The sequence below is a fragment of the Bradyrhizobium retamae genome (assembly GCF_001440415.1).
GTDB classification, from domain to species: Bacteria; Pseudomonadota; Alphaproteobacteria; order Rhizobiales; family Xanthobacteraceae; genus Bradyrhizobium; species Bradyrhizobium retamae.
Genome location: NZ_LLYA01000112.1, coordinates 317,333 through 343,764 on the forward strand (window position 1 = coordinate 317,333; position 26,432 = coordinate 343,764).

Genomic DNA, 26,432 nt, shown 5'->3' on the forward strand with positions numbered 1-26,432 from the left:
AACGTCAATACAGAATCCTCAACTGTATTTCCGTAACCCCCCGTCGCGGAACACGTAGACCGCGCCCTGCTCGATCACGAGGTCGGCGGCGCTTGCCGGCGTCTCGATACCGAGCGCCACCATCAAAGCCCGCGCGGTGCCGCCATGGGCCACGGCGACGGTATCTGCGCGCACGGACTCGTACCAGTCGCGCATCCGGTGCTGCACCTCGGCATAGGTCTCGCCGCCTTCCGGCGCCATCGTCCACTTCGCTGTCAGCCGTTTGGCATAGAGCACGGGGTCGGCGGCCTGCATCTCGGCCAGCGTCGAACCCTCCCAGACGCCGTAGCCGATCTCACGCAGGCGATCGTCGAGCGCATAATTCTCCGGCGGCAGTTTCATGGCGCCGCGCACCAATTCCATCGTCGCCCGCGCGCGCGAAAGCGGGCTTGCAACGAACGGAAGCGAGGACGTGTCGCGGCCGTCGCGCGCGAGGAGCTCGGCGAGGACGTTGCCGGCGTGGGCCGCCTGTTTGCGGCCGAGATCGTTCAGTGGAATGTCCTGCGCGCCCTGCAGCCTGCCTTCCGCGTTCCACGACGTCTCGCCATGGCGGATGTAGTAGATCACGGGCGCAGGCATCGGACTTTACGGCTATTCCTTGGCTACCGAATTGGAGAGCGAGATGTCGGGCGCGTCGGGGCGCTTCATGCCGACGACGTGATAGCCGGAATCGACGTGATGCACCTCGCCGGTGACGCCGCGCGACAGGTCCGACAACAGATAAAGCGCGCTGCCGCCGACTTCCTCGATGCTCACGGTGCGGCGCAGCGGCGCGTTGTATTCGTTCCACTTCAGAATGTAGCGGAAATCGCCGATGCCCGACGCCGCCAGCGTCTTGATCGGCCCTGCCGAGATCGCGTTGACGCGGATGTTCTTTTCACCAAGGTCAGCGGCGAGATAGCGCACGCTGGCTTCCAGGGCCGCCTTCGCAACCCCCATGACGTTGTAATGCGGCATCCATTTCTCGGCGCCGTAATAGGTCAGCGTCAGGATCGAGCCCCCGTCTGTCATCAGCTTCTCGGCGCGCTGCGTGATCGCGGTCAGCGAGTAGCAGGAGATCAGCATGCTCCTGGAGAAATTATCCTGCGTCGTCTCCAGATAGCGGCCGTCGAGTTGGTCCTTGTCGGCGAACGCGATGGCGTGGACCACGAAATCGATCTTGCCCCACTTTTCGCGGACCACATCGAACACCGCATCGATCGTCGCGGCATCCGTGACGTCGCAATGGCCCAGCAGGAGGCCGTTCAGCTCCTTGGCCAGCGGTTCGACCCGTTTCTTCAGCGCATCGCCCTGCCAGGTGAGCGCGATTTCCGCGCCGGCGTCGTGGCATGCCTTGGCGATGCCCCAGGCAATCGAGCGGTTGTTGGCAACGCCGAGGATCACCCCGCGCTTGCCCTGCATCAGACCTGATTTTTGCGACATCCGGTTTCCAATCAAGCTCGATATGGGACTTGGAGGTACACCAGCGCTCCAGCGCGGTCGAGCCCAAATCCGCCATTCGGATTAACGCTGTTTCTCATGCGCCTCAATGGCCGGAATAGAGACCTCGATTGGGTGTTATGTTGAAATACGGCGTTCACGCCGGACAACCTTCTTTGTAACCTGGCGCCGATGACCGCGTTTCGTCAAAGTGTCGAAGCCATGATACCGGCGCTCCGCCGCTATGCCCGCGCGCTCGCGCGCGATGCCGATATCGCCGATGACCTGGTGCAGGACACGCTGGTGCGTGCGTTGCGTTCGGAACGATTGTTTCTCGGTGGCGACGTCAGGAGCTGGCTCTATACGATCCTGACCAATTTGAACAAGAACCGGCGACGGTCGCTGGCGCGGCGGCCGCAATTCATGCCGCTGCTCGACAACAACCCGGACGCCAGCGGGACCGAGGCGGAAGGCCGCGACATCGCGCGCGCGCTTTCGACGCTGGTGGAAGAGCAACGCTCGGTGCTGCTGCTGGTGATGCTGGAAGGATTGAGCTACCGCGAGGTTGCCGACATCCAGGGCGTGCCGATCGGCACCGTAATGTCCCGGCTTGCCCGCGCACGCGCGCACGTCAAGGCTTCGCTTGAAGGCGAGCGTGCGGCGCTGCGGCGGGTGAAATGATCAAAGCGTGATGGCAGGCGTTATCATCGACAGGTTTCGAATAGACAGAGACGACGACAATGACCGATCCCAACATCCCCGTCACCGAAGACGAGCTGCATGCTTACGTCGACAACGAGCTGCCGGCGGAACGCCGCGGCGATGTCGAGGCGTGGCTCACTGCGCATCCCGACGATGCCGCGCGGGTGCGGTCGTGGCGCACGATGGCGGAAGCGCTGCGTGCGCGGTATGATTCCGTCGCCGACGAGGCGGTGCCGAGGCGGCTCGAGATCGAACAGCTGGTACAACAGCCGCGCAAATGGGTGTACGGCGCGATCGCAGCCGCGCTGGCGGCATTCATCGTCGGCGGCGGCGTCGGATGGCTGGCGCGCGGCGCTTCCGCCGCGCCCTCGGCGATCCAGAGTTTCACTACGGAGGCGCTTGATGCGCATCGGCTTTACGTGGTGGAGGTCCGCCATCCGGTCGAAGTGCCCGGCAGCGAACGCGCCCATCTCCAGAAGTGGCTGTCCAAGCGGTGCGGTTGGGTCGTCCGCGCGCCCGAATTGACGGCGGTCGGTCTGAAGCTCGTCGGCGGTCGGCTGTTGCCGGGTCCCGCGGGGCCCGCATCCTTCATGATGTACGAGAGCGCATCGGGCGAACGCATTACGATCTACACTGCAAAGTCGGACGCCGAAGCAACGCAAATGCGATATCAGGAGCAAGGCAAGGAGAACTCGCTGTTCTGGGCCGATGACGGCGTTGCCTATGCGGTGGTGTCCAGCGGCATTGACCGTGAGCGGCTGACGCCAATCGCCCAGGCCGTCTACGACCAGCTGGAGAAAAGCGGCGGATAGGCAACATGATGCGGCAGATTGGCAACACCCGCGCCGCTTGTCCAAATTCCGACATCGAAAATCTGGAATCAAAACACCGGCGCGTCTCATTAATGCACCGGGTGATCACGCGAAAATGAGTAGCGCTCGATCCGCCGATCGGCGCAAGCGGCCTCGATCGGGGTTTGGTACCGCGCTGGTCCCCCTTTCGAGGCCGCCCCTTTTCCGGAAAACCCTTTGTTTCCCGGGAAAAAGCGCGCTTTTTGGGAAACTCCTGCTCGGAACCCCGTTATCCAATTCCACGCAAAATCTGCGCCGCGAACCCGGCCGAATCATCCGAAATCGCTGCGCGGATTGTACGGGTGGCCATCGCGCCACTTGTGCATCAATGCCTCGAGCTCGCTATCGTTCCCGTCGGGCAAAATAATTCGGGTGGTGACGAGCAGGTCCCCGGTTTCCCCGGGCTTGGGCAGGCCCTTGCCCTTGAGGCGGAAGGTGCGGCCGCTCGAGGTATTTTTCGGGATCGAGAGTTCGACCGCGCCACCCAGGGTGGGCACGCGAACCTTGCCGCCCAGCACCGCCTCATAGAGCGTGATGGGCAGATCCAGGCGCAAATCGCTGCCATCCACCTTGAAGAAGGGATGCGGGGCGATGCTGATCGTAATCAGGAGATCACCCGGCGGGTGGCCCGGCGCGGTTTCGCCCTGCCCCTTTAGCCGGATCTGCTGACCGGCGGTGACGCCTGCGGGGATCTTGACGTTGAGCTCCTTGCCGGTCGGCAAACGGACGCGCTTTTCCCCGCCCTTGACCGACTCTTCCAGCGATACCGTCATGGTGACGTTCAGATCGAGATCGAGCCCGACTCCACCGGTGTCGAATTCAAAGGTCCGGCCGCCGCCGGCACGTCCGCTCCTGGCTGCGCCGCCGAACATGCTGTTGAGGATGTCCTCGAAGCCCGCGCCGCCCATGCCGCCGGGGCCGCCGCCGCTGCGGAAAGTGTAGGATTCGAAACCGCCTCCACCGGCTCGGCCGCGCGGGTCGCCGGAAAAGCCGCCACCAGGAAAACCTTGGAAGCGCGGCTTGCCATCGGCATCGATCTCACCGCGATCGAACTGCTTGCGCTTGTCTTCGTCGCCGATGATCTCGTTGGCTGCGTTGATCTCGGAAAATCGCGCCGCAGCCTTCGGATCGTTCTTGTTGTTGTCAGGGTGATGCTTCTTGGCGAGCTTGCGGTAGGCACTCTTGATCGCCGTAGCGCTGGCGCCTCGCGGCACCCCCAAGACCTCATAGGGGTCGCGCATCCGTCACGTCTCCTTCACGGAAATTCGGTTTTTGAAGCTTAGGGCAATTCGCCCGCTTTGGCTTCATCTGGGGAGCCAGTTGCATTTTTGCAACTACCCACGTCGCTTGAAGTCGATTTGAGGCGTTATCCCCTCGTCCACGGCTTAATCGTATGGATTTCCCATCTACCATGGCCTGCCTTGCAGGCGGCGCCCTGCAGCCAGCTTTCCGAGCGGCCGTTGACGTAACTCGCCAGGAAATCCCGGCAGGTGCGCCCATCTTCCGCAGAATAGGCCTGGGACAGCGGCGTCACCGAGCCGCGCGCGCCGGTCTCCGGATTTTCCCAGGCCTGGCTGGAATCCTTGTCGCCCTTGGTCAGCACGTCGGAGGCGGCGGTGCGGGCAAAGGCGAGATCGCTCTCGGTCGGCACCGGTGGGGCGGCCGGTTGCTCGCCCAGTGCACCCGTGACGTCGGCAGCGCCCATCCTGGCGTAGGCATCCGGCCGCGACAGGCTGCAGCCGCCCGAGCCGAGACCGATCAAAATCAACGTCATCACGGCGCCCCTCGACCCGATCGCCGATAGGCCAACGCGTCCCCATGCCCTATATAGGGCGTGCCCGTATCGGGGCTGCAACGCGTTCTGGGACGCGAGGGTACGCAACTGGGACTCCTGACATGACGGACACGACCTCCATCAAACACCCGACACCGTTAACATCAGGTGATTTTACCGCGGCCGAGGAACCGTTTGCGCTGTTCGCCGAGTGGTTTGCAGAAGCCGTGAAGTCCGAACCGAACGATCCCAACGCGATGGCGCTGGCGACCGTCGATGCCGACGGGCTACCCGATGTCCGGATGGTGCTGATGAAGGACTTTGATGCCGATGGGTTCGTGTTCTACAGCCACATCGCCAGCCAGAAGGGCCGCGAACTCGCCGCAAATCCTAAGGCGGCTTTACTATTTCACTGGAAGTCGCTGCGCCGTCAGGTGCGCATCCGCGGCAGCGTGACGCCGGTAACGGACGAGGAAGCCGACGCCTATTTCGCGACGCGTCCGAAGCAGGCACAGATCGGCGCCTGGGCCAGCAAGCAGTCGCAGCCGCTGGAGAGCCGTTTCGCCTTCGAGCAGGCAATCGCCAAGGTCGCGGCCAAATACGTCATCGGCGAAGTGCCGCGCCCGCCCGGCTGGAGTGGCTGGCGCATTACGCCCCAGCGTTTCGAATTCTGGCACGACCGACCGTACCGCCTGCACGACCGCATCGAATTCCGCCGCGATGCGCCGTCACAAGCCTGGAGCAAGGTGCGGCTCTATCCCTAAACTCAAAAGCGTCATGGGCGGGCCAAGGCGCGAAACCCGTCTTGGTGTAGGATGTCCCGACCATCCACGTCCCTCGATGTGATCAGCACGACGTGGATGCCCGGGACAACCCCGGGCATAACGGACAACGAGAGAACCTAAATGCCCTCTTCATCTAACGCGCCGCGGCGCACGTTGCTCCTGACCGGTGCCAGCCGCGGCATCGGCCATGCCACCGCGATCCGGTTTTCCTCGGCCGGCTGGCGCGTCATCACCTGTTCGCGGCACGCCTTCCCGGAAGTCTGCCCGTGGGGCGCCGGTCCGGAGGATCACATCGAGGTCGACCTCGGCAGTCATGACGACACCGTGCGTGCGATTTCCGAGATTCGCAGGCGGCTGGAGAACGACGAGCTGCACGCGCTGGTCAACAACGCCGCGATCTCGCCGAAGGCGCCGGGCGGCGGGCGGCTCGGCACCATGGACACCGATGTCGAAACCTGGAACCACGTCTTTCACGTCAACTTCTTCGCGCCGATCATGATCGCGCGCGGACTGATCGAGGAATTGAAGCACGCCAGGGGCGCGGTGGTGAACGTCACCTCGATCGCGGGCTCGCGCGTGCACCCGTTCGCGGGCGCGGCCTATGCGACCTCGAAGGCGGCGCTTGCGTCACTCACACGGGAAATGGCCTTCGATTTCGGCCGGGTCGGCGTCCGCGTCAACGCGATCGCGCCGGGCGAGATCGACACCTCGATCCTGTCGCCGGGCACCGAGAAGATCGTCGAGCAGCAGATTCCGATGCACCGCCTCGGCACGCCGGACGAGGTTGCCAAAATCATCTATGTGCTGTGCACCGAAACCAGTTCGTATGTGAACGGCGCCGAGATTCACATCAACGGCGGCCAGCACGTTTAGTGCATGACGTGATCTTGTAGGATGGGTAGAGCGCAGCGAAACTCATCAACCGGCTCGCGATGAAGGATGGGTATCGCTTCGCTCCACCCATCCTACGCTACATCGCATGCTCGCCGTTCACTCCGCGCAAAACTTCCGCTGCGCAGTGCGCAGAGCAGTCGTCGCAGCGACGTTGAACGTGCTCGAACACTCGTCCTCGTTCTCGCCGTCCGCCAGCACAGCACCGCAGTGCCGGCAAAGCCGCGTCGAGAACGCCTGCGCCTTGCCAACGCTGCGGCTCTGCTGATAGCGGGCCAGGTCGATGACGTTGCGTGGCGACATTATAAGTTTCTCAACCATGGGATCCTCGCGGCCTGAGAGACGCGTTATCGCAGACAAGTTTCGACCATTCGTTCAGTCCACCGCTCAAATTTTAGCGGTGGAATTGAGCCGATCTTTCGCACATCGGGAACCGCACGGAACTGTGATCTACAGCCACTTCTTCCATCTGAAGAACAAGTACGGCAGCACTGCTGCCATGAGCATCATGATGAGCGCCATCGGATAGCCCTGCGGCCATTCGAGTTCCGGCATCACCTTGAAGTTCATGCCGTAGACCGACGCGATCAAGGTCGGCGGCATCAGCACCACCGCCATTACCGAGAACAGCTTGATGATGTTGTTCTGTTCGAGATTGACGACGCCGAGCATGGCATCGAGCGTGAAAGTGATCTTGTTGGAGAGATAGGAAGCGTGGTCGGTCAGGGAAACGACGTCGCGCTGCATGGTCTTGAGCTGCTCGCGCATGTCCTTGGACCATTTGGCGCCTTCCACCACCGCCGACAGGAAGGTGACGACGCGGCCGATCGAGACCAGGCTCTCGCGGATCTTGGAGACCAGGTCCCCCTTGCGCCCGATTGCGATCAGGATCTGCGAGTATCGCTTGGCCTGACCATGCCGTACGCTTTCCGGCTCGAAGATGTCATGCGAGACCTGGTCGACCTCGGCACCGGCGCGCTCCAGAATATCAGCGCAGCGGTCGATCACCGCGTCGAGCAGTTCCATCAGCACCATCTCGCCCGATATTCCCGGCAGGCATGAGCGCGCCAGCTTGTGCTCAACGAGCGCAAACGGCTTCGGCTCGTCGTAGCGCACCGTCACCAGACGATGACCGGCGAGGATGAAGGTGACGGCCGTGGTCTTCGGCATATCGGTGTCGGATTGGCACATCAGCGTCGCGGTCATGTAGCGGGCGCCGTTCTCAATGTAGAGCCGGCTGGAAATCTCGATCTCCTGCATGTCCTCCCGGGTCGGCACCGCAATCCCGGCCAGCCGCTCAACCGCACGGTCCTCCTGCCCCGTCGGGTTCAACAGGTCGATCCAGACCGCATTGTCCGGCAATGCCGTCGGGTCCACGTCCGGGAGCTTCTTCAGGGTAGATTCGTAGGGAACAAACACCGAAAACATAGGCAACTCCGGAACGGTGGAAATCCACCCAGCGGCACTAAACCCGATTCTGGCAAGCGCTTCATGACCCTCGCATTAACCGGCAGTCGATATTTGTGGCAGCGGGGTGGCGGCGGTGCGGCCGCGATCTGGTTCCGCGCCATCCCTGCCTAGAAATAGACCGGAAGTCGCGAAATTTGCGGCATAAAAGCCACAGCCAGCCTTCCGCAGCGCAGAACGGACACGCAAATGCTGGCATGTCAGCCGGCTTTTGCGGATAATGGGATTAATGGAATCGTCGCGTTTGAGGCGCAAGATTGTGGCTTGCGAACGCCTGACTTTCGATTGGAAGTACACCATGTCGTCGCTGAAAGTAATTTTGGGGCTGCTCGCCGCCGGCCTTGCGTTGTCCGGCTGCATGCCGGCAACCACTTACCAAGCCGCCCCTGAAGCCACCCTCAAGCCGAACGACAAGGCCCAGCTCGCCAAGGCGCGTTACGCCGCGGTCAAGCCGCCGGAACCGTTCCGCCGCGCGATCGTCGACTATCACCGCAAGGAACTGCCCGGTACCATCGTTGTCGATTCCGACAACCACTACCTCTATCTGGTCCAGGACGGTGGCAAGGCGATCCGCTATGGCGTCACCGTCGGCGAGGAAGCGCTTGCCTTCTCCGGCATCGCGCGCGTCGGAAACATGGCGGAATGGCCGAAATGGACGCCGACCGCGGACATTCACAAGCGTATTGAGGGCCTGCCGGCTTCGGTGCCCGGCGGCGTCGACAATCCGCTCGGCGCCCGCGCGCTCTACCTGTACCAGGGCAACCGCGACACGCTGTTCCGCATCCACGGCACCAACCAGCCGGAATATATCGGCGCCTCGATCTCGTCGGGCTGCATCCGCATGACCAACGAAGACGTCATCGACCTCTACAGCCGGGTGAAGACGGGCACCGTGGTCGTCGTGCTCGAACCCAAGCAGGGCGACTCGCCGTTCAATTCCAAGATGGCGCTGCAGGGCGGCGGCAACAGCAGCTCGATGGCGCAGTAGCCGACGCTGGTTACACTGCAGTGGAAGATCAAGAGCGCCGGTTTTTCCGGCGCTTTTTCGTTGCGGGCTTCTGTTCGCGCGCCGGCGCGGCCTTTTCCGATTTCTCGCCATTCGATTCAGCGTCCGGCTTGGCCGCATCGGGCTTCGCACCAGACTTGTTTGCATCAGGCTTGTCAGACCTGTTGGCGTCGGGTTTGGCGTCGTCGGGTTTGGCGGCGACCTCGCGCGGCGGCGCTTCCTCGGGCCGTTCGGCCGGCAACAGCGGCGCTCTCTGCGGCAGCGGGTCCCAGACGTCCCATTGGCAGATCCGGTAATTGCCGCGTCGTTCCATCAGATCGAGATGGATGTGGTCCTCATGGTACCAATCCGAGCCCGGGCCCAGCACCGTCGAGAACCGTGCGCAGACGGAATGCAGCACGGTCTCGCGCAATTCCCGCGGCACTGTGCGGTCGGTCAGCGAGATCAGGCGGCCGTTGCCGAGCCTGAAGGCGCGCACATCAAGCGCGTTGGCGCGGCCATGCTCGGAGAGTTTTGCGCCGACGATGCGGTTACGGCCACGGCACTCGAACGAGTCGAAATTGTCGAGATCGGACACGGCGCTGCCAAGGCGCTCAGCGAGCGGTGCGATATCCTTGCGGATCCACTCTGCCAGCGCTGACGCCATGGGACAACGCAGGATCGCCGCCGGCTTCACCGACACCCGCCGCTTGTCCGGCAACACGATCGCCTCAAGCCGCACCAGGTCCTCGCCCCCGCAGCCGCCGGCGCCGCGGATATCGGGGATGCTGGGCGCAATGGCGACTTCGTCCGTCAGCGCCAGGCGGCACGCGGAGGGTTGTGGCGTGGGCTGCGGTGCAGGCGCGGCCTGCTCGTTGGCCTGGTCTTTCTCAGGCGACGCCTGCTCCTTCTCGGCCGCCTTCTCAGGCTCGGCAGACGGCGCCTCAGCGGGACGCGGCTTCGGCAGCGGCACAGCCACACGGCGCGCCTTTCCTCGCGCACGCGGCTGTAAATCCCTGAACAGGTCGTCCCACGGCGCGGCGCGTGAGGTTTTCGCCGCCCAGGCCGGCTCGACTGGCATGCCAATCAACAGCGCGGCCGCGGCAGCGGTAACCATTGCCGCTCCAATGCGGCCAAAGGTGCCATTAGCCCATTTTCGGCTTGCTTTCTGCGCGGTAAAGTTCATTTCAATTCCATGAACTTAACCCCGATCCGCCAGCAATGTTCGCGGATCGCGCGGCAATAAAACAACCATCGGAGGAAAGTGCGTATGCTCGGATTGATGCAAGATTGGCCTTTGCTTTGCCATCGGATTATCGAACACGCGGCGAAGTATCACGGCACGCAAGAGGTCGTCACGCGGTCGGTCGAAGGTCCCATTCATCGCACCAATTACGCCGAAATTCATGCACGCGCGCTGCAAGTATCGCAACGGCTCGACCGCGACGGCATCAAGCTCGGTGACCGTGTCGCCACCATCGCCTGGAACACCTGGCGCCATCTCGAATGCTGGTACGGCATCATGGGAATCGGCGCGATTTGTCACACCGTCAATCCGCGGCTGTTCCCCGACCAGATCGCCTGGATCATCAACCACGCGCAGGACCGCGTGGTGATCACCGATACCACTTTCGTGCCGATCCTGGAAAAGATCGCGGCCAACCTGCCGAGCGTCGAGCGCTACATCGTGCTGACCGACAAGGCGCATATGCCGCAGACCACGCTGAAGAACGCGGTCGCCTATGAGGATTGGATCGCGGAAGCGGACGGCAAGTTCACGTGGAAGGACTTTGACGAGAATACCGCGGCCGCGATGTGCTACACCTCGGGCACCACGGGCGATCCCAAAGGCGTGTTGTATTCGCATCGCTCCAACGTGCTGCACGGGCTGATGGCCAACAACGTCGACGCGCTCGGCACCAGCGCCACCGAGACCATGCTGCCTGTGGTGCCGCTGTTCCATGCCAATAGCTGGGGCATCGCATTCTCCGCGCCTTCGATGGGCACCAAGCTCGTGATGCCCGGCGCCAAGCTCGACGGTGCTTCGGTCTACGAACTGCTCGACACCGAGAAAGTCACCCATACCGCCGGCGTGCCGACGGTGTGGCTGATGCTGCTGAACCACATGTCAGCCAACAATCTGAAACTGCCCCACCTGAAGAGCGTGGTGTGCGGCGGTTCTGCGATGCCGCGCTCGATGATCAAGTCGTTCGTCGACATGGGCGTGCGCGTGCGCCACGCCTGGGGCATGACCGAGATGAGCCCGATCGGCACCGTAGCCGCGCTGAAGCCGCCGTTCGCCGAACTCACCGGCGAGGAGCGACTCGACATCCTGCAGACCCAGGGCTACCCGCCGTTCGGCGTCGAGATGAAGATCACCGACGATGCCGGCAAGGAACTGCCGTGGGACGGCAAGACCTTCGGCCGCCTCAAGGTGAGCGGGCCCGCGGTCGCCAAGGCCTATTTCAAGGTCGATACCGACATCCTCGACGAGGATGGCTATTTCGACACCGGCGACGTCGCCACTATCGACCAGCATGGCTACATGCGGATCACCGACCGCTCCAAGGACGTCATCAAGTCCGGCGGCGAATGGATCTCATCGATCGACCTCGAAAACCTCGCGGTCGGCCACCCGGCGGTCGCGGAAGCCGCTGTCATCGGCGTCTACCATCCCAAATGGGACGAACGTCCGCTGCTGATCGTGCAACTCAAGGCCGGCCAGCAGGCAAGCCGCGAGGACATCTTGAGATTCATGGATGGCAAGATCGCGAAATGGTGGATGCCCGATGACGTCGTCTTTGTCGACGGCATCCCGCACACCGCAACCGGCAAGATCCTGAAGACCGCGCTGCGCGAGCAGTTCAAGAGCTACCGCTTCCCGAACGCCGCGGCGTGACGCGAAGCCTGGGCTCGATTCAAAGAGGCCGCCTTCCGGCAAAGCGGGAGGCGGCCTCTTCCTAAGAAATCTTACTCAAGCGGCGTGTAGCACGCCCGCCCGAGATCAGCGCGAGAGCGCCAGCGCATCGAGCCGCCGCTGCGCGTCGGGTTCGCCCCATTCCTTTGCCCGCTGATACCAGATGCGGGCCTGCGCGACGTCCGCCAGCGGGCCATCGGCACCCATCTGCCTGAGCCGCGCCGGATCGTAGGTGGTGCCGACGAGCAGCGCGGCGCGGGCGTCCTGCGCCTCCGCTCCACGCATCAGCAGCAGCCGCGCCGACTGCACATCGCCGGCGGCGAGCAGGTCCTGCCCGCGTTTGATCAGGGCAGCGATCTCCTTCGGATCGAGGTTGCGCACGACCTCCGCCTGTTGCCGCACGGCCGGCATCGGCGGCGCGGCTGCGGCCATGGCGACCGGCGGCGGTGCGATGACCGGGGCTGCAGCAACCGGGGCTGCGGCGATCGGGGCAGGCGCGGCAACCGGCGGCACCGCGACGGGGACCTTTGGCACGGGCGCCCAGGTCAGCCGCGTGGAGGTGCCGGTGAGCGCCACGCCATTACCGTCACGCAGTTCCGCCGTCACCAGCATCTGGCCGGTGAAGCCATCCGGCGGAATGACCGAAACGCCGGAAATCTCCGTCGCCGACACGCGCCATTCGCTCGGACCGACGCGCTTGCCGGATGTGAGCCGTGCGCTGGCAGCAAGTCCGCTGATGGATACGTAGGCGTCGGGAGGCGGAGAGCCGACGTGGATGCCGAGCGGCACGGGATCGTTGGTGAACCCGCTGCCGTCCTGTACGGCCAAGGTCGCCGTACGCCTCGCTGGCTGCGGCTGCGGCGCCGGAAGCACCGACGATTTCACCGACTGCCAGGTGGCCGAAAGCGACGCATTATCCTGGTTGGCCGGGCGCTGCGACGACGGAATGGCCATGACGAGCAGCATCGCGATGCTCGCCGCGATCGCCACGGCGATCGAGAAACGGATGACCTGCTGGAACAGCGCGCGACGTCCCGACAGGTCGCGGAGCACAGATGGCGCTTCGACCGGCGCGGCCTCCCTCGCCTCCTGCATGGCCTGGGCCACGGCTTTGGTGAACATTTCGGAATCCTGGCGGCGTGCGGGCTTGCTGAAGGGCTGCAAGGGCGGTCCTTCTGTTGGCATTCGCGGACGCCAGCCATCGTCGTTCTGCATCAGCATCGTGCCCGGTTGATCGCTGCTTGTTCGTTCCCTCTGCTCACGCGGCGCATAGTATGCCGGATCGTTCGGGCCGACATATCGTTCGTGCTTTGCATCACTCATACTGAACACTCGCCCTCATGGGGCCTTCCGCCAGCCCCGCGGACGTATGCCGATTGCGCCCTATGCGATCCTAGAACTCCGGGGGCGCAACCGCAATTTTTTTGCGACTCCGCCCGCAACAAGAACCACGAGTTGAGATCATCCTGCAGCGCTTCCGGCTGACGCCCCCGCCGTTTCCCCTTTGGCTGGCGCTCGCCGGTGTCCCGTGCAGGACAGTCCCGTGTTGCGGCAAATACGACAACCAGACGGCGAGAGGTAGACGAAAATCGGACCAACTTCAATGTACAACTAATAATCAATTTACAGGGATGGTTACCCGTAAGGTTGCTGCACGCAGCGCATTTGCCCCATTAGAGCGGGATGACTCTTCTTCGAATCGTCAGCCCGCTCTACCTCTTTGATTTGAGCATGATCTTTTCGGAAAACCGGTACCCACTTTTCCGGATCATGCTCTAGTATTGCCTGCAAACTTGAAATTCGCGCCACGCCGTGGTCTCAAGCTTGCGAGTTTGCAGCCGGCCCGCTGGCCACACAGATTTCAGAAACCCGGCAGATTCACCGATGGCCCGAAGGTTTTCCTCTCCTTACCAGTCGGAGCCCGTGTCCAGCCTCGCCACCTGGTCGCGCAACCTCGCTATCTTCGCCGTGGTCGCGGTGGTGGTGTCGATCATCATCGTCCGCTTCGGCTTCCTGGAGGTAAAACCCGCGCTGGCGACGTTCTTCGGCGCGCTCGGTCTGGCCGTGCTTTCCATCCTGGTGGGCCTCGCCGCCTTTGCCGCGATCTGGCAAAACGGCTCGCGCGGCATGGGCCGGATCGTGCTGGCGTTCCTGATCAGCGCCCTTCTGCTCGCCTACCCGGCCTACCTCGCTCTGCAATACCGCAAGCTGCCACCGATCCACGACATCACCACCGATCCGATCGATCCTCCGCGCTTCGAGGCGCTGGCCCGGCTGCGCAGCGGCGAAGGCGCCAACTCCGCGGTCTATGCCGGGCTCTATTCGGCCGAGCAGCAGCGGATCGCCTATCCCGACATCGAGACCGTGGAACTCGAAGTGCCCCCGCAGCGGGCCTATGAGGTGACGCTGGCGCTGGTCAACAAGCGCAAATGGCTCGTAATCGACGAACGGCCGCCGCAGCCGCCGCGCCGCATCGCCCGCATCGAGGCGGTGGCGCGAACGCCGATCATGGGATTCCGCGAGGACATCTCGATCCGCATCACGCCCGACGGCGACGACTCGCGCGTCGATATCCGCTCCTCCTCGCGCTATTTCGAAAGCGACCTCGGCAGCAACGCCGCCCGCATCTCAAAACTGATCGAGGACATCAACGCCGCCGTCGATAACGCCAAGCCGGCGGCGCCGAAGAAGCCGCAGACGCCGGCCAAGGCCCAGGCAAAGAATGTGAAAAAATAGCGAATGGCGAGTGACGAATAGCGAATAGTAGCCGGACGGCCCTTCCCTATTCGCTACTCGCCATTCGCTATTCGCCCCTACGCCAGCCGATACGTCCCGCCAATCACCGGATCGCCATCGGTCGCCACGATGCCCCGGGCGACCAGGTCTTCCAGATGCGCCAGCACGGAATAGCCGGCGGCATTCGTCAGCCGCGGGTCGATGCCGATATAGATCGCGCGAACCATGGTCGGAATGTCGGTCTCGCCCTTGGCAAGCCGATGCAGGATCGAGGCCTCGCGGGCCTGGCGGTGCCGGGTCAGGAAACGGACGTAACGCGGCCCTTCCGGAATTTCCGGCCCGTGGCCTGAAAAATACAGATCCTCCTCGCGCGCTTCCAGCCGCGCCAGCGAGGCCATGTAATCGATCATCGATCCGTCCGGGGGCGCGACGATGGAGGTCGACCAGCCCATCACGTGGTCGCCGACGAAGTTGATCTTTCGCTCGGGCCACGCGAACGCCAGGTGATTGGCGGTGTGGCCGGGGGTTGCGACCGCCTCCAGCGCCCAGCCCCGGCCTTCGACGACGTCGCCATTCTTGACCTCGATGTCGGGTCTGAAATCGCGGTCGGCGCCGGATTCCGGATTGTGCTTTTCGCTCTCGAAGCGTGGCCGCGAGGCGCGGTGCGGCCCCTCGGCATAAACGGGCGCACCGGTGGCCGCCTTGATCCGCGCGGTGTTCGGCGAATGGTCGCGGTGGGTGTGGGTGACGAGAATATGCGTCACCGTCTCGCCGCGCACGGCATCGAGCAACGCCTTGGCGTGCGCTTCGTCATCGGGCCCGGGATCGATGATCGCGACATTGCCCTTGCCTACGATGTAGCTGACCGTGCCGGTGAAGGTGAACGGGCTCGGATTGTTGCACAGGATACGCCGCACGCCGGGACGGGCTTCGTCAACGGCACCGGGCTTGAGCGGGAAGTCGCGGTTGAACGGGATGTCGTCGTTGTCGGCCATGGGGAGTTCCTACCATCACTCCCGTCATACCCTGCGAAGGCGGGGTATCCAGTAATCACTGACGTTCGAGAAGAAACGAACCGCCGCGGCGTACTGGATCGCCCGCCCCAGTGCGCAAATTGCTCACAAGGCGGGCGATGACGGCATAATGTGGGGCTGCTTCTGCGCGCCCCTCACACTTTACGAAAACGCCTGAATCCCCGTGATCGCCCGACCCAGGATCAGGGCGTGGACGTCGTGGGTGCCTTCATAGGTGTTCACGGTTTCCAGGTTCGCGGTATGGCGCATCACGTGGTACTCGATCTGGATGCCATTGCCGCCGTGCATGTCACGCGAGACGCGGGCGATGTCGAGCGCCTTGCCGCAATTGTTGCGCTTGACGATCGAGATCATTTCGGGCGCCATCTTGCCCTCGTCCATCAGGCGGCCGACGCGCAATGAGGCCTGAAGGCCGAGCGCAATCTCGGTTTCCATGTCGGCGAGCTTCTTCTGCACGAGCTGGGTTGCCGCCAGCGGCCGGTTGAACTGCTTGCGGTCGAGCGTGTATTGCCGCGCGCGGTGCATGCAGTCTTCCGCCGCACCCATTGCACCCCAGGAGATGCCGTAGCGGGCGCGGTTGAGGCAGCCGAACGGTCCCTTCAGGCCTGATACGTTGGGCAGCAGCGCACTCTCCGGCACCACCACGCCGTCCATCACGATCTCACCGGTGATCGAGGCGCGTAGGGACAGCTTGCCGCCGATCTTCGGCGCCGACAGGCCCTTCATGCCCTTCTCGAGAATGAAGCCGCGGATCTGGTTGTCATGCGCGGCCGACTTGGCCCAGACGACGAAGACGTCGGCGATCGGGGCGTTGGAAATCCACATCTTGCTGCCGCTGATGCGATAGCCGTCCGACACCTTCTCGGCGCGGGTCTTCATGCCGCCGGGATCGGAGCCGGCATCCGGCTCGGTCAGGCCGAAGCAGCCGACCCACTCGCCGGTGGCAAGCTTCGGCAGGTATTTCTTGCGCTGGTTCTCGTCGCCATAGGCGTAGATCGGGTACATCACCAGCGACGACTGCACCGAGTTCATCGAGCGATAGCCGGAATCGACCCGCTCGATCTCGCGCGCCACCAGGCCATAGGCGACGTAGCTCGCGTTCGCGCAGCCATATTCTTCCGGCAGCGTGACACCGATCAGGCCAAGCTCGCCCATCTCGTTGAAGATCTCGCGGTCGGTCTTCTCTTCCAGATACGCATTGATGACGCGCGGCAACAGCTTGTCCTGCGCATAGGCACGCGCGGTGTCGCGGATCATGCGTTCGTCTTCGGTGAGCTGGTCGTCGAGCAGGAACGGATCGTCCCACTGGAAGGAAGCCGCCTCCGGCTTGTCCTTGGCTTGAGGGCGCACGCTCATGAAAATCCCTTTCGCATCACTGTCCTCATGGAAATTGTCGACAAATTAATGCGCTATCGGCAGAAGCGCAAATGGATTGGGTGGTCGTCATTCCGGGATGGTGCGCAAGCACCAGACCTCAGGGGTGCAACTGCACCCTGGGGAATCTCGAGATTCTCAGGGGCGCAAGGGCGCCCCATAGTTCGCGCTATCGCGCGCCCCGGAATAACGACTACTCCAACTTTTCGTTGGAAACGATCTCGATGCCGAAACCGGATAATCCTTTGTAGTCGTGCACCGACGAGGTGAGATTGACGATCGAAGTGATGCCGAGATCGCGCAGGATCTGGGCACCAACGCCGACTTCACGCCATTGCCGGTGCCTGTCCGCCTCTGCTGTCTTCTGTTCGCCGACCGGCTCGACGGGAACTCCGGCCGCGCCGTCGCGCAAGTAAACCAGCACGCCGCGGCCGGCCTTCTTGAAATGGTCCAGCACGACCTGCATCCGCGCCTGGCCGGTGAAGAGATCCTTGACGATATTGGGCTTGTGCAAGCGCGTCAGCACGTTCTTGCCGTCGCCGACGCCGTTATAGACGAAGGCAGCATGCGCGATCTCGTCGAATGGCGAACGATAGGCGTAGCCCTGCAGCGGTCCGATCGGGCTGTCGGTGGTGAACGTTGCGACCCGCTCGATCAACTTTTCGCGCGCCTGACGGTAAGCGATCATGTCAGCGATTGTGACGTGCTTGAGCTTGTGAGTGGCGGCAAATTTCGTCACCTGCTCGCCCTTCATCACAGTGCCGTCGTCGTTCATCAATTCAGAGATGACGCCGACCGGCGGCAGGCCGGAAAGCTTGCAGAGATCGACCGCCGCTTCGGTATGGCCGGAGCGCAGCAGCACGCCACCGTCGCGGGCGATCAGCGGAAAGATATGACCGGGCCGGGCAAAATCATTGGCGCCGGCGTTGGGATTGGCGAGCGCGCGGCAGCAGGAGGCGCGCTCCTCCGCCGAAATGCCGGTGCCGCCATCGGGCTTGTAGTCGATCGAGACGGTAAAGGCGGTGGTGTGATTGGACTCGTTATGCGCCACCATCGGATCGAGCCGCAGCCGCCTGGCGTCGTCGGTGGTGATCGGCGCGCAGACGATGCCGGAGGTGTGGCGGATAATGAATGCCATCTTCTCCGCGGTGCAGAGCGAAGCCGCAACGATCAGATCGCCCTCGCCCTCGCGATCGTCATCGTCGGTGACGACGACGAGTTCGCCTTTGGCAAAGGCTTGCAGAACTTCCTGGATACTATCGGCCATTTCTCAAAATCTCGCGAAATCTAGCTAGCTTTAGTCAGTGCATTAGCCGGACTCCATGGCCGGCGCCAGCGTCAATACGCAGGGCAGCACCTCAGCCGGCGGGCGCAGTGGAAGAACCTTGCTGTGATACTGCCGGAACGGAAAAAATCACTGACGATCTCCACCCGGCGGTATCGGCCGATCTCAGCCCGATCAGCCTTAGATATGCCGGGCTGTCAGAGAAGTCAGCCCTGCGACACCGTCTTTCCCCTAAGGCAGCACCTCGCGGCGCTCGCTGAGCAGCGCGTCGGTCTCGGCGCGCTTGTCCTCCAGGAGCCCGGCCTGGGCGGCTTCGATCACCTTGTAGAGTTCGTGGGCGTCGCTGAGCCGCGTCACCGTCACGTAGTCGGCGCCGGCCTCGTAGAGGTCGTTGACGTTGGCCAGGATCTCCGCGGTGGCGACGATCTTGGCGGTCGGGTTGAGCGAGCGGACGTGCCGGACCAGCTTTTCGTTGTCGGCGCCCTTCAACAACGAATCCGGGATGCTGAGTATGATCAACTCGGCCTTGCCGACGCCGGCATGCACCAGCGTATCGACGTTGCTGATGTCGCCATAGACCACGTGCATGCCGCGGTCCGTCAAGGTCCTAAACACCAGCGGATTGAAGTCGATCACGGTGATCTGCTCCAGCGCCGCCGGATTGAGGCGCTCGATCTCGGCAACCAGGGCGCTGGCCGCGCGGAAGAACCCGAGAATGACAATCCGGCGCGCCTCGCCGTGCCCGCCCTCGTGCCCTCCGTCGGCCTCATGCTTGTGATCGAGATCGCGCAAGCCGATCCGCTTCAGCGGACCGATCAGGCCGCGCGTGACCTGGTCGCTGCGGCCCATGACGAAGGTGCTCAGGACCGCCAGCACCACGAAGGCGAACGACGCCGCGCTCGACGTTTCCGGGCTGATATGGTGTGCCGTCACGCCGGTCTGGATCACGACCAGCGAGAATTCCGAAATCTGCGCCAGGTTGATCGCCGGCAACAGGCTCGCGCGCAGTCCCTGCTTCATCAGATAAAGCGGCGTGAACGTCGTCACCATGCGGCTGACGACGGTGAACGCCGCGATCGCGAGCGCCAGCCCGATCACCGACGCACCGGGGATCGGGATGGTCATGCCGAGCGAGACGAAGAACAGCGTGATGAAGAAGTCGCGCAGCGTCGTCACCTTGGCGGTGACGTCGAGCGCATAGGGGAATGTCGACAGCGATACGCCAGCAACCAGCGAGCCCATCTCGCGCGACAGGTGCAGCCTCTCCGCGATCTCGCCGATCAGGAAGCACCAGGCCAATGCGCCGAGCAGGATCAGCTCGGGCCGGCGCGCGATCTGGTGGAACAGCCACGGCAGCACATAGCGGCTGAGCACCAGCGCGGTCGCCACCAGCACGCCGACCCGGGCGATCGACAAGAGGATCACGCTCACTTGCAGATTGTCGAGGCTCGGCTGCACCGCCAGGAACAGGATCGCGAAGACGTCCTGCAGCACCAGCACACCGAGCGTAATCCGCCCGGGCAGCGTGTCGAGCTCGCGCTTCTCGTACAGCACCTTGACGATGATGACCGTGCTCGACAGCGCGCAGGCGATGCAGAGATAGAGCGCGTCGAAATGCCCGCTCCCCATCGACAGGCCGATCCCGATAAAGAACAATATTCCGAGCAGGACGCCGCCGGCCAATTGCCCGCCCGCGGCAAACAGAATCACCTTGCCGGCGCGCACGATCTTCTTCAGGTCGATTTCCAGCCCGATCATGAACAGCATGAAGATCAGGCCGAGTTCGGAGATGACGGTGATCGAATCCTGCGACTCGATCCACTTCATGCCGAATGGACCAATGACGAACCCGGCGATAAGGTAGGCCAAAATCAGTGGCTGCCGAGAAAAATGCGCCAGCAGGCCGAGCCCCCAGGCGAACAGGATGCATAAGGTGATATCGCGAATAAGCTCGTGCATGGTTCCGGATTTCCCCCTTTTGCAACCTAGAGGTCTCGGCGCAAGGGTCAAACAAGCAATGTGTCACAGCCATAGAATGGGGGCTTTTGTCGCGATTCTGGCCGTGTTGTCGATCCCTTACGCCCTCACCGCGAGCGCCCGGACCGCAGGCGGAATCGAACAGAATTTCGCAAACTCCCGCCCGCTGATCCCCGAGCGGATCGCCTATTTCGACACATCAGGCAAGATGGCGGGGAGCTACCTCAAGTCCCCGATTGCGTTAAAACCCCTCGCGACCGTCGATGTCTTCATCGCCGACGACGAGACGGAGAGCCGCCCGGTCGGCCCTCTCAACAAGAAACAAGATGGAGTGAACATTCATGTCTACCGCTTCCTTTGATTTTGCGTCCTTGCTGCCCGCCGGATTGCCGGCGCCGGCAGCGCGGTGGACCGGCCTTGCCAGATACAGCTTTGTCGGCGGCAACAATGATCCCGAGCAGGTTCCGGTCGATGGCCTGATCGACGCCGTCAATACCGTACTCCGGCGCGAGGGCAAGACGCTCGCGACCTACGGCCTCGCCAGCGGCCCGCAGGGCTATCGCCCCTTGCGCGAATTCCTCAGTGCGAAACTCAAGCGCGACGCCGGCATCGCCTGCATTGCCGACGATATCATGATCGTCTCCGGTTCGCTGCAGGCGCTCGATCTCGTCAATCAAACCTTGCTGGCGCGCGGCGACACCGTGCTGGTCGAGCAGGAGACCTATCAGGGCGCGCTGACCCGGCTGACGCGGCTTGGTGTCAAGGCGATCGGCATCCCTCTCGACGAGCAGGGCATGCGGATGGATGCGCTGGCGGCAGCCCTTGCCGACCATAAAAGCCGCGGCATCACGCCGAAATATATCTACACCATCCCGACCGTGCAGAACCCGACCGGCAGCATCCTGCCGGAGGCGCGGCGCGCCGAGATGCTGAAACTGTCGCAGCAATATGGCGTGCCGATTTTCGAGGACGATTGCTACGCCGACCTGATCTGGGCCGGCAAACGTCCGCCCGCGATCTACGCCATGAGCAAGCATGGCGGCGTCATCCACATCGGCTCGTTCTCGAAGTCGATCGCGCCGGCGCTGCGGGTCGGCTTCATCGTGGCCCCCTGGGAGATGATGTCGCGGATGCTGGCGCTGAAGACCGACGCCGGAAGCGGCGCGCTGGAGCAGATGGTGCTGGCCGAGTATTGCGCGCCGCATTTTTCGACCCACGTGCCGAAGCTGACTCGCGGCCTGCGCGCCAAGCTCGACACGCTGATGGAAGCGCTCAGCGAGCAGTTCGGCACCTCGGCCGATTTCGAGGAGCCCGAGGGCGGCATCTTCCTGTGGGTGAAGCTGCCCGACAATGTCGACACGCTAAAACTCTATCAGGCCGCGCTTGCCGCAGGCGTCGCCATCAATCCGGGGCCTGAATGGTCGACCGACAAGGCCTATGCCGGCAGCCGGCTGCGGCTGTGCTTCGCAAGTCCCTCGCATGAACAGATCCGCGAGGGCGTCGCCGTGCTCGCCGAAGTCTGCCGCAAGGAGTTCGGCGTGCCGGCACGGATCGCGAATGTGGAGAAGCGGGTGCGGAGTTGAGCCGTGGCTGGTGTCCTATTCAGCCTTGATGCCGGCCTCGGTAATCAGCCTGCCCCATTTCACGCTTTCGCTCTGGATGAATTTTGCAAATGCCTCAGGCGAGGTGGGCGCGGGTTCGGCGCCGAGAACGCGGATTTTCTCGATCGCCGCGGGATCGCTCAACGCCTTCACGAAGGCGGCATTCAGCGTTTTGATGACGTCGGGCGGCGTGCCGGCGGGCGCGACGATGCCGAACCAGCCGACGGATTCGAATCCGGAGAGGCCCTGCTCCGCCAGCGTCGGAACATCGGGCAGGAAGGCCACGCGTTTCGCGGCGGAAACTCCGAGCGCCTTCAACTTGCCGTCGCCGATCAACTGCTTGGATGCAGGGATATCCAGCACGGCCAGCGGGACATGGCCGGCAAGAACATCCGTCGTCGCCGGCGCGGTGCCGCGATAAGCGATCAACTGAATTCCGACACCGGCCTTCTGGTTGAACAAGGCCGAGGTCAGGTGCATCGCCGTGCCATTGCCGCCATGGCCGATCGACAGGCCCGCCGTTTGAGCCTTGGCCTTGGCAATGACATCGGCGACAGAGGCAATGGCCGATTGTTGCGAAGACACCAGCACGAACGGGATTTCCGCCAGCAAGGTGACCGGCGCCAGATCCTTGATCGGATCGAACGCCATCGCGGCGCGGTTGAGATGGGGATTGACGGTCAGCACGCCGGCTGCGGCCACCCCGAGCGTGTAGCCATCAGGCGCTGCCTGCGCCACCGCGCCGATCCCGATATTGCCGCCCGCGCCCGCCCTGTTCTCGATAACAATAGGCTGACGCAGCGTTTCCGAAAGCAGGGGCTGCAGGGCGCGGATTACGATATCGGCACTGCCGCCGGGCGGAAACGTCACGATGATCTTGATGGGTTGATCGGGATATGCGTTTGCTGCTTCAATCGCCGACAACGACAGCGACAAAGCAACAACAAGGGTACGGATCATGCCTTGCCGGATCGACGGAAACATTGAGGGTCCCCCGATGATGTCTGTGGCGCTCAGTAATGCATGATCGTCCCAATGCAGCAAGCGACAAGGCGGCAAGTGACATGGTGAAGACCAGCGTTCTCGTGGTCGGCGGCGGTCCGGTTGGTCTCACTTTGGCAATGGACCTCGCATCGCGGGGAATATCCGTCACTGTCGTGGAGACACGCGCCGCCGGCGAGCCCCCGAGCGTGAAATGCAACCACGTCTCGTCGCGCTCGATGGAGATCTTTCGCAGGATCGGCCTGGCGCAGAAGCTGCGCGACGCCGGATTGCCGGCCGACTATCCGAACGATTGCTCTTACCGCACCACGGCAACGGGCATCGAACTCTCGCGTATCCTCATTCCCTGCCGGCGCGATCGCTATAGCGCCACCGGCGGACCAGACACCGGTTGGCCGACGGCCGAGCCGCCGCACCGGATCAACCAGATCTATATGGAACCCGTGCTGTTCGCCCACGCCGCCGCCATCGACGGGCTGCAGATTCTGAACCGCACCGCATTCGAGGATTTCTGCGAAGTCGATGAGGGTGTCGTTGCAACCGTCCGCAACCTCGATACCGGAGCCGCCTTTCAGATTCACGCCGATTTCATCGTTGGCTGCGACGGGGCGCGGTCGCTGGTTCGCAAGACGATCGACGCCAATCTGCAGGGAACGCCGATCATCCAGCGCGTACAGTCGACCTACATCCGCGCGCCCGCCCTGCTCGGCCTGATGGACCGGCCCGCCTGGATGACGCTGTCGCTCAATCCGCGGCGCTGTGGCACGGTTGTCGCAATCGACGGCCGCGAGAATTGGCTGATCCACAATCATCTCAATCGCGAGGATGAGACCTTCGAATCCGTCGATCGCGATGCCTCGATCCGCGCCATCCTCGGCGTCGGCCCCGACTTCGAATACGAGATTCTGAGCAAGGAGGACTGGGTCGGCCGCCGCCTCGTCGCCGACCGGTTTCGCAAGGGACGCGTGTTCATCTGCGGCGATGCCGCGCATTTATGGATGCCCTACGCCGGCTACGGCATGAACGCCGGGATCGCAGACGGAACGAACCTCGCATGGCTGCTCGCCGCCTATCTGCAGGGCTGGGCCGACATCGCCATCCTCGACGCCTATGAGGCCGAGCGCCTGCCGATCACCGAACAAGTGTCGCGCTTTGCGATGGAGATGGCCGGCAAGGTCCTGAGCCAGCGCCGCACCGTTCCTGATGCCATCGAGCAGCCGGGGCCGGAGGGCGACGCCATCCGCAAGCAGGTAGGGCAAGCGGCTTATGACCTGAACGTGCAGCAATATTGCTGTGCCGGCCTCAACTTCGGGTACTTCTACGATCGCTCTCCGATCATCGCCTATGACGGCGCCGGGCATCCGGGTTTTACGATGGCGGACTTCACGCCGTCCTCGACGCCGGGATGCCGGCTTCCGTTCGCGAAATTGCCGGACGGACGGCCCGTCTATGATGCGTTGGGTCCGGGCTACACGCTTTTGCGGTACGATCCGGGTGTCGTGGTTGCGCCCTTGACCGATGCGATGCGCGCCAATGGCGTCCCGTTTGAAATCGTCGATGTACCCGGCGACCAAGCGCCGCCGCCCGGCGGCCACAAACTCATCCTTGCGCGTACCGACCAGCACGTCGCCTGGCGGGGCGATGCTATCCCCGATGATCTCGAGCCGCTCGTCAGGAAGCTGCTCGGCCGAACCGATGGGCTCGCCTTCGCTTCAGCCTGAGACGATTCCTCACCGCACCGCGAACGGCGCCTGATAGGGTCGGCCGAACGGCACGCCGTTGATCACGGTCTGCACGGGCTTGAGCAACAGCTTGCCCTCGCGCTTGTTGTTGCGGGTGTCGACGAACGAGGTCTGCGCCTCCACCAGATCCAGGATGGCGACGTCGCCGGGTGCGCCGATCTGCAGCGTGCCGATCTTGGGCGCGCGGTTGATGATTTTCGCCGGCGTCGATGTCGCCGCCGCCACCACCTGCTCCAATGTAAGGCCGAGCGTGATGAATTTGCTCATCACATTCGGCAAATACGGCATGCCCGGCGAGTTGCCGGAGAAGACGTGGATGTCGGAGGAAATCGTATCCGGCGTGCAGCCAGCGGGAAGCGCGACCTCCGCCACCGTGAAATCGAAGCTGCCGCCGCCATGGCCGACGTCGAACATCACGCCGCGCCGCTTGGCGGCGAGCGCTGCCGGCAGCAGCTTGCCGTCCTGAACGATGTTGGTGAAGACGCCGCCGATGTTCGGCGCGCCGGAATAGGCATGCGTCAGCACGTCGCCCGGCCGCATCAGGTCGAGAATCTCCGACATCAGCTCCTTGGTCTCGACGCCGCCGATATGCACCATCATCTTGGCCGGCCAGCCGCACATTTCGCAGGCCTTGATGCCGCGCTTCAGCGGCTCCAGCCCGTGCCTGGCGATCACGTTCTCCGACATCCTGACCTTCACGCCGAGCAGGAAGTCCGGATTTTCCGCAAGCGCCATCGCGCAGGCATCTACCTGGGCGTAGTCAATGTTGTAGAGCTCGGCTACCGGGAAACCGGACAGGCCGTTGTTGGCGATGTGGACGAAGGCGTAAATTCGCGCCCGCGATTGCGCCACGATGTAACGCCGCAGCGCCGCGAGATTGTTGACGCCGGCATCGCCTGCCGACACCACCGTGGTGGTGGCCTGGGCCTGCACCAGCTCGTCGGCGGGAATGCCGATCGCCGAACCATAGGGGTAGACGTGCGAATGCAGATCGATCAGGCCGGGCGTCACCAGCTTGCCTGAGGCATCGATGGTCTTGGCGGCGCGCGCGGCCGGAATCTCGTTCTCGACGGCCTCGATCATGCCCCAGCGGATACCGATATCGCGCTTGCCCTTGAGCGACTGACTCGGATCGAGCACGTCGCCGCCCTTGATCACGAGGTCGAACTTGTCATTCGGCCCCATCGCGCCATGGGCGCTTCCGGACATCGCTGCGACCGCGGCCGATCCTGTCAGGCTCAGGAAATGACGGCGTGAAACCCCGCTCATGGCAGCCTCCCCAATTTGATTTGTTATGGCGCGATGATGCGCCCGCTCCCAGCCTTCCGCAAGCAAGAGTAAAACCTGCCCATCCTCGTCCCACGCTGGATTGAAGCGCCGCGCTGCCGGTTTCCAGTGGGCGCTCACTGCATCGACGTTCACAGCTTTACCTCTCGCGGGCGCACGCATGCGAGACACGGCCACAACAAAAGAAGCGATCGGACAATGATCGATTCGGGCTGCATCGCACACGCGTCTGAACATGCGTTCAGAATTCTCTTCAAGTTCCGCGGGAACGTTGTGCAAAATCTGATGTTCTATCCTCGCTCAATTGAGGAGGATTGGATGAAGAAGCTTGGATACGTCATTGCCGCACTCGGCGCGCTTATCATTGCGGCGCCGTCGATTGCGGGCGCCGAGACCGTCGTGATCAAGAAGCGCGGCTACCATGTAGGACACCATCACCACCATCACGGCGCGCGTGCCGAATTCAGGCGACATCGCGGATGGCATCGCGGACACCATCATGGCCACAGGACCGTGGTCATCAAGAAGAAGTATCGTTACTGACGCCTCGGATCGGGGCACGTG

At 63.2% G+C, this 26,432-nt stretch carries 25 protein-coding genes; 11 read left to right on the forward strand and 14 right to left on the reverse strand.

Annotated elements, in window-relative coordinates; genetic code table 11:
* Nucleotides 1–18 precede the first annotated feature (18 nt).
* Together CQ13_RS13685 and fabI are read right to left on the reverse strand one after the other, a co-directional pair.
* Complete coding sequence (locus CQ13_RS13685; RefSeq protein ID WP_057843377.1) at nucleotides 19–618, reverse strand: histidine phosphatase family protein; 600 nt, start codon at nucleotides 616–618, stop codon at nucleotides 19–21.
* Nucleotides 619–630: 12 nt separating this feature from the next.
* Entirely contained in the window at nucleotides 631–1,461 is an 831-nt protein-coding gene (gene fabI / locus CQ13_RS13690; RefSeq protein WP_057843378.1) for an enoyl-ACP reductase FabI, read from the reverse strand.
* Between the two features lie 189 nt (nucleotides 1,462–1,650).
* Between fabI and CQ13_RS13695 the strand changes: the two genes are divergently transcribed.
* Nucleotides 1,651–2,139 carry an RNA polymerase sigma factor gene (locus CQ13_RS13695; RefSeq protein WP_057843379.1) on the forward strand — a complete coding sequence of 163 codons (489 nt, stop codon included), beginning with the start codon at nucleotides 1,651–1,653 and terminating at the stop codon, nucleotides 2,137–2,139.
* Nucleotides 2,140–2,198: 59 nt separating this feature from the next.
* Nucleotides 2,199–2,972, forward strand: coding sequence for an anti-sigma factor family protein (locus CQ13_RS13700; RefSeq protein WP_057843380.1), 774 nt, complete (start codon nucleotides 2,199–2,201; stop codon nucleotides 2,970–2,972).
* A gap of 311 nt (nucleotides 2,973–3,283) precedes the next feature.
* On the opposite strand, the gene CQ13_RS13705 is transcribed toward CQ13_RS13700, so the two are convergent.
* Nucleotides 3,284–4,252 carry a DnaJ C-terminal domain-containing protein gene (locus CQ13_RS13705; protein ID WP_057843381.1) on the reverse strand — a complete coding sequence of 323 codons (969 nt, stop codon included), beginning with the start codon at nucleotides 4,250–4,252 and terminating at the stop codon, nucleotides 3,284–3,286.
* 125 nt (nucleotides 4,253–4,377) lie between these two features.
* Nucleotides 4,378–4,785, reverse strand: a complete 408-nt coding sequence (locus tag CQ13_RS13710) for an RT0821/Lpp0805 family surface protein (RefSeq protein ID WP_057843382.1) — start codon at nucleotides 4,783–4,785, stop codon at nucleotides 4,378–4,380.
* A 122-nt stretch (nucleotides 4,786–4,907) separates the two neighbouring features.
* On the opposite strand from CQ13_RS13710, the gene pdxH reads away from it, so the two are divergent.
* Both pdxH and CQ13_RS13720 read left to right on the forward strand, forming a co-directional pair.
* A complete protein-coding gene (gene pdxH, locus CQ13_RS13715) occupies nucleotides 4,908–5,549 on the forward strand; it encodes a pyridoxamine 5'-phosphate oxidase (RefSeq protein WP_057843383.1) in 642 nt (213 codons plus the stop codon).
* Nucleotides 5,550–5,690: 141 nt separating this feature from the next.
* Nucleotides 5,691–6,443, forward strand: a complete 753-nt coding sequence (locus CQ13_RS13720; protein ID WP_057843384.1) for an SDR family NAD(P)-dependent oxidoreductase — start codon at nucleotides 5,691–5,693, stop codon at nucleotides 6,441–6,443.
* 117 nt (nucleotides 6,444–6,560) lie between these two features.
* Here CQ13_RS13720 and CQ13_RS13725 read toward each other — a convergent pair whose 3' ends face one another.
* Together CQ13_RS13725 and CQ13_RS13730 are read right to left on the reverse strand one after the other, a co-directional pair.
* A complete protein-coding gene (locus CQ13_RS13725) occupies nucleotides 6,561–6,782 on the reverse strand; it encodes a hypothetical protein (RefSeq protein WP_057843385.1) in 222 nt (73 codons plus the stop codon).
* 129 nt (nucleotides 6,783–6,911) lie between these two features.
* Entirely contained in the window at nucleotides 6,912–7,889 is a 978-nt protein-coding gene (locus tag CQ13_RS13730) for a magnesium transporter CorA family protein (protein ID WP_057843386.1), read from the reverse strand.
* 337 nt (nucleotides 7,890–8,226) lie between these two features.
* Between CQ13_RS13730 and CQ13_RS13735 the strand changes: the two genes are divergently transcribed.
* On the forward strand, nucleotides 8,227–8,916 hold the full coding sequence (locus CQ13_RS13735) for a L,D-transpeptidase (RefSeq protein WP_057843542.1): 690 nt from the start codon (nucleotides 8,227–8,229) through the stop codon (nucleotides 8,914–8,916).
* A gap of 28 nt (nucleotides 8,917–8,944) precedes the next feature.
* Here CQ13_RS13735 and CQ13_RS13740 read toward each other — a convergent pair whose 3' ends face one another.
* Complete coding sequence (locus CQ13_RS13740) at nucleotides 8,945–10,099, reverse strand: extensin family protein (protein WP_057843387.1); 1,155 nt, start codon at nucleotides 10,097–10,099, stop codon at nucleotides 8,945–8,947.
* 84 nt (nucleotides 10,100–10,183) lie between these two features.
* Here CQ13_RS13740 and CQ13_RS13745 point away from each other — a divergent pair, with 84 nt between their 5' ends.
* Nucleotides 10,184–11,812, forward strand: coding sequence for a fatty-acid--CoA ligase (locus CQ13_RS13745; RefSeq protein ID WP_057843388.1), 1,629 nt, complete (start codon nucleotides 10,184–10,186; stop codon nucleotides 11,810–11,812).
* 105 nt (nucleotides 11,813–11,917) lie between these two features.
* On the opposite strand, the gene CQ13_RS13750 is transcribed toward CQ13_RS13745, so the two are convergent.
* Complete coding sequence (locus CQ13_RS13750) at nucleotides 11,918–12,952, reverse strand: SEL1-like repeat protein (protein WP_245309170.1); 1,035 nt, start codon at nucleotides 12,950–12,952, stop codon at nucleotides 11,918–11,920.
* Between the two features lie 762 nt (nucleotides 12,953–13,714).
* Here CQ13_RS13750 and CQ13_RS13755 point away from each other — a divergent pair.
* The gene (locus tag CQ13_RS13755; RefSeq protein ID WP_057843390.1) at nucleotides 13,715–14,566 is read left to right on the forward strand and encodes a DUF1499 domain-containing protein; all 852 of its coding nucleotides are present in this window, start codon (nucleotides 13,715–13,717) and stop codon (nucleotides 14,564–14,566) included.
* Nucleotides 14,567–14,643: 77 nt separating this feature from the next.
* Here the strand turns inward: CQ13_RS13755 and CQ13_RS13760 are convergent, their stop codons facing one another.
* The 4 genes from CQ13_RS13760 to CQ13_RS13775 form a co-directional block, all read right to left on the reverse strand.
* A complete protein-coding gene (locus CQ13_RS13760) occupies nucleotides 14,644–15,561 on the reverse strand; it encodes an MBL fold metallo-hydrolase (RefSeq protein ID WP_057843391.1) in 918 nt (305 codons plus the stop codon).
* A 180-nt stretch (nucleotides 15,562–15,741) separates the two neighbouring features.
* Complete coding sequence (locus tag CQ13_RS13765; RefSeq protein WP_057843392.1) at nucleotides 15,742–16,956, reverse strand: acyl-CoA dehydrogenase; 1,215 nt, start codon at nucleotides 16,954–16,956, stop codon at nucleotides 15,742–15,744.
* 211 nt (nucleotides 16,957–17,167) lie between these two features.
* Nucleotides 17,168–18,241, reverse strand: a complete 1,074-nt coding sequence (gene ribB, locus CQ13_RS13770; protein ID WP_057843393.1) for a 3,4-dihydroxy-2-butanone-4-phosphate synthase — start codon at nucleotides 18,239–18,241, stop codon at nucleotides 17,168–17,170.
* A gap of 249 nt (nucleotides 18,242–18,490) precedes the next feature.
* Nucleotides 18,491–20,218, reverse strand: a complete 1,728-nt coding sequence (locus CQ13_RS13775; protein ID WP_057843394.1) for a cation:proton antiporter — start codon at nucleotides 20,216–20,218, stop codon at nucleotides 18,491–18,493.
* A 76-nt stretch (nucleotides 20,219–20,294) separates the two neighbouring features.
* Here CQ13_RS13775 and CQ13_RS13780 point away from each other — a divergent pair, with 76 nt between their 5' ends.
* Together CQ13_RS13780 and CQ13_RS13785 are read left to right on the forward strand one after the other, a co-directional pair.
* Nucleotides 20,295–20,597, forward strand: a complete 303-nt coding sequence (locus CQ13_RS13780; RefSeq protein WP_057843395.1) for a DUF3124 domain-containing protein — start codon at nucleotides 20,295–20,297, stop codon at nucleotides 20,595–20,597.
* A complete protein-coding gene (locus CQ13_RS13785) occupies nucleotides 20,578–21,819 on the forward strand; it encodes an aminotransferase-like domain-containing protein (protein WP_057843396.1) in 1,242 nt (413 codons plus the stop codon). Before CQ13_RS13780 ends, CQ13_RS13785 begins: the two co-directional genes overlap by 20 nt.
* Before the next feature lie 15 nt (nucleotides 21,820–21,834).
* Here the strand turns inward: CQ13_RS13785 and CQ13_RS13790 are convergent, their stop codons facing one another.
* Nucleotides 21,835–22,821, reverse strand: a complete 987-nt coding sequence (locus CQ13_RS13790; protein WP_082637448.1) for a Bug family tripartite tricarboxylate transporter substrate binding protein — start codon at nucleotides 22,819–22,821, stop codon at nucleotides 21,835–21,837.
* A gap of 35 nt (nucleotides 22,822–22,856) precedes the next feature.
* Here CQ13_RS13790 and CQ13_RS13795 point away from each other — a divergent pair, with 35 nt between their 5' ends.
* The gene (locus CQ13_RS13795; protein ID WP_156433657.1) at nucleotides 22,857–24,560 is read left to right on the forward strand and encodes an FAD-dependent oxidoreductase; all 1,704 of its coding nucleotides are present in this window, start codon (nucleotides 22,857–22,859) and stop codon (nucleotides 24,558–24,560) included.
* Between the two features lie 9 nt (nucleotides 24,561–24,569).
* On the opposite strand, the gene CQ13_RS13800 is transcribed toward CQ13_RS13795, so the two are convergent.
* Nucleotides 24,570–25,850 (reverse strand): amidohydrolase family protein, encoded by a 1,281-nt coding sequence (locus CQ13_RS13800; RefSeq protein WP_057843397.1) that lies wholly within the window; start codon nucleotides 25,848–25,850, stop codon nucleotides 24,570–24,572.
* Nucleotides 25,851–26,186: 336 nt separating this feature from the next.
* Here CQ13_RS13800 and CQ13_RS13805 point away from each other — a divergent pair, with 336 nt between their 5' ends.
* The gene (locus tag CQ13_RS13805; RefSeq protein ID WP_057843545.1) at nucleotides 26,187–26,411 is read left to right on the forward strand and encodes a hypothetical protein; all 225 of its coding nucleotides are present in this window, start codon (nucleotides 26,187–26,189) and stop codon (nucleotides 26,409–26,411) included.
* The last annotated feature ends 21 nt before the right edge of the window (nucleotides 26,412–26,432 follow it).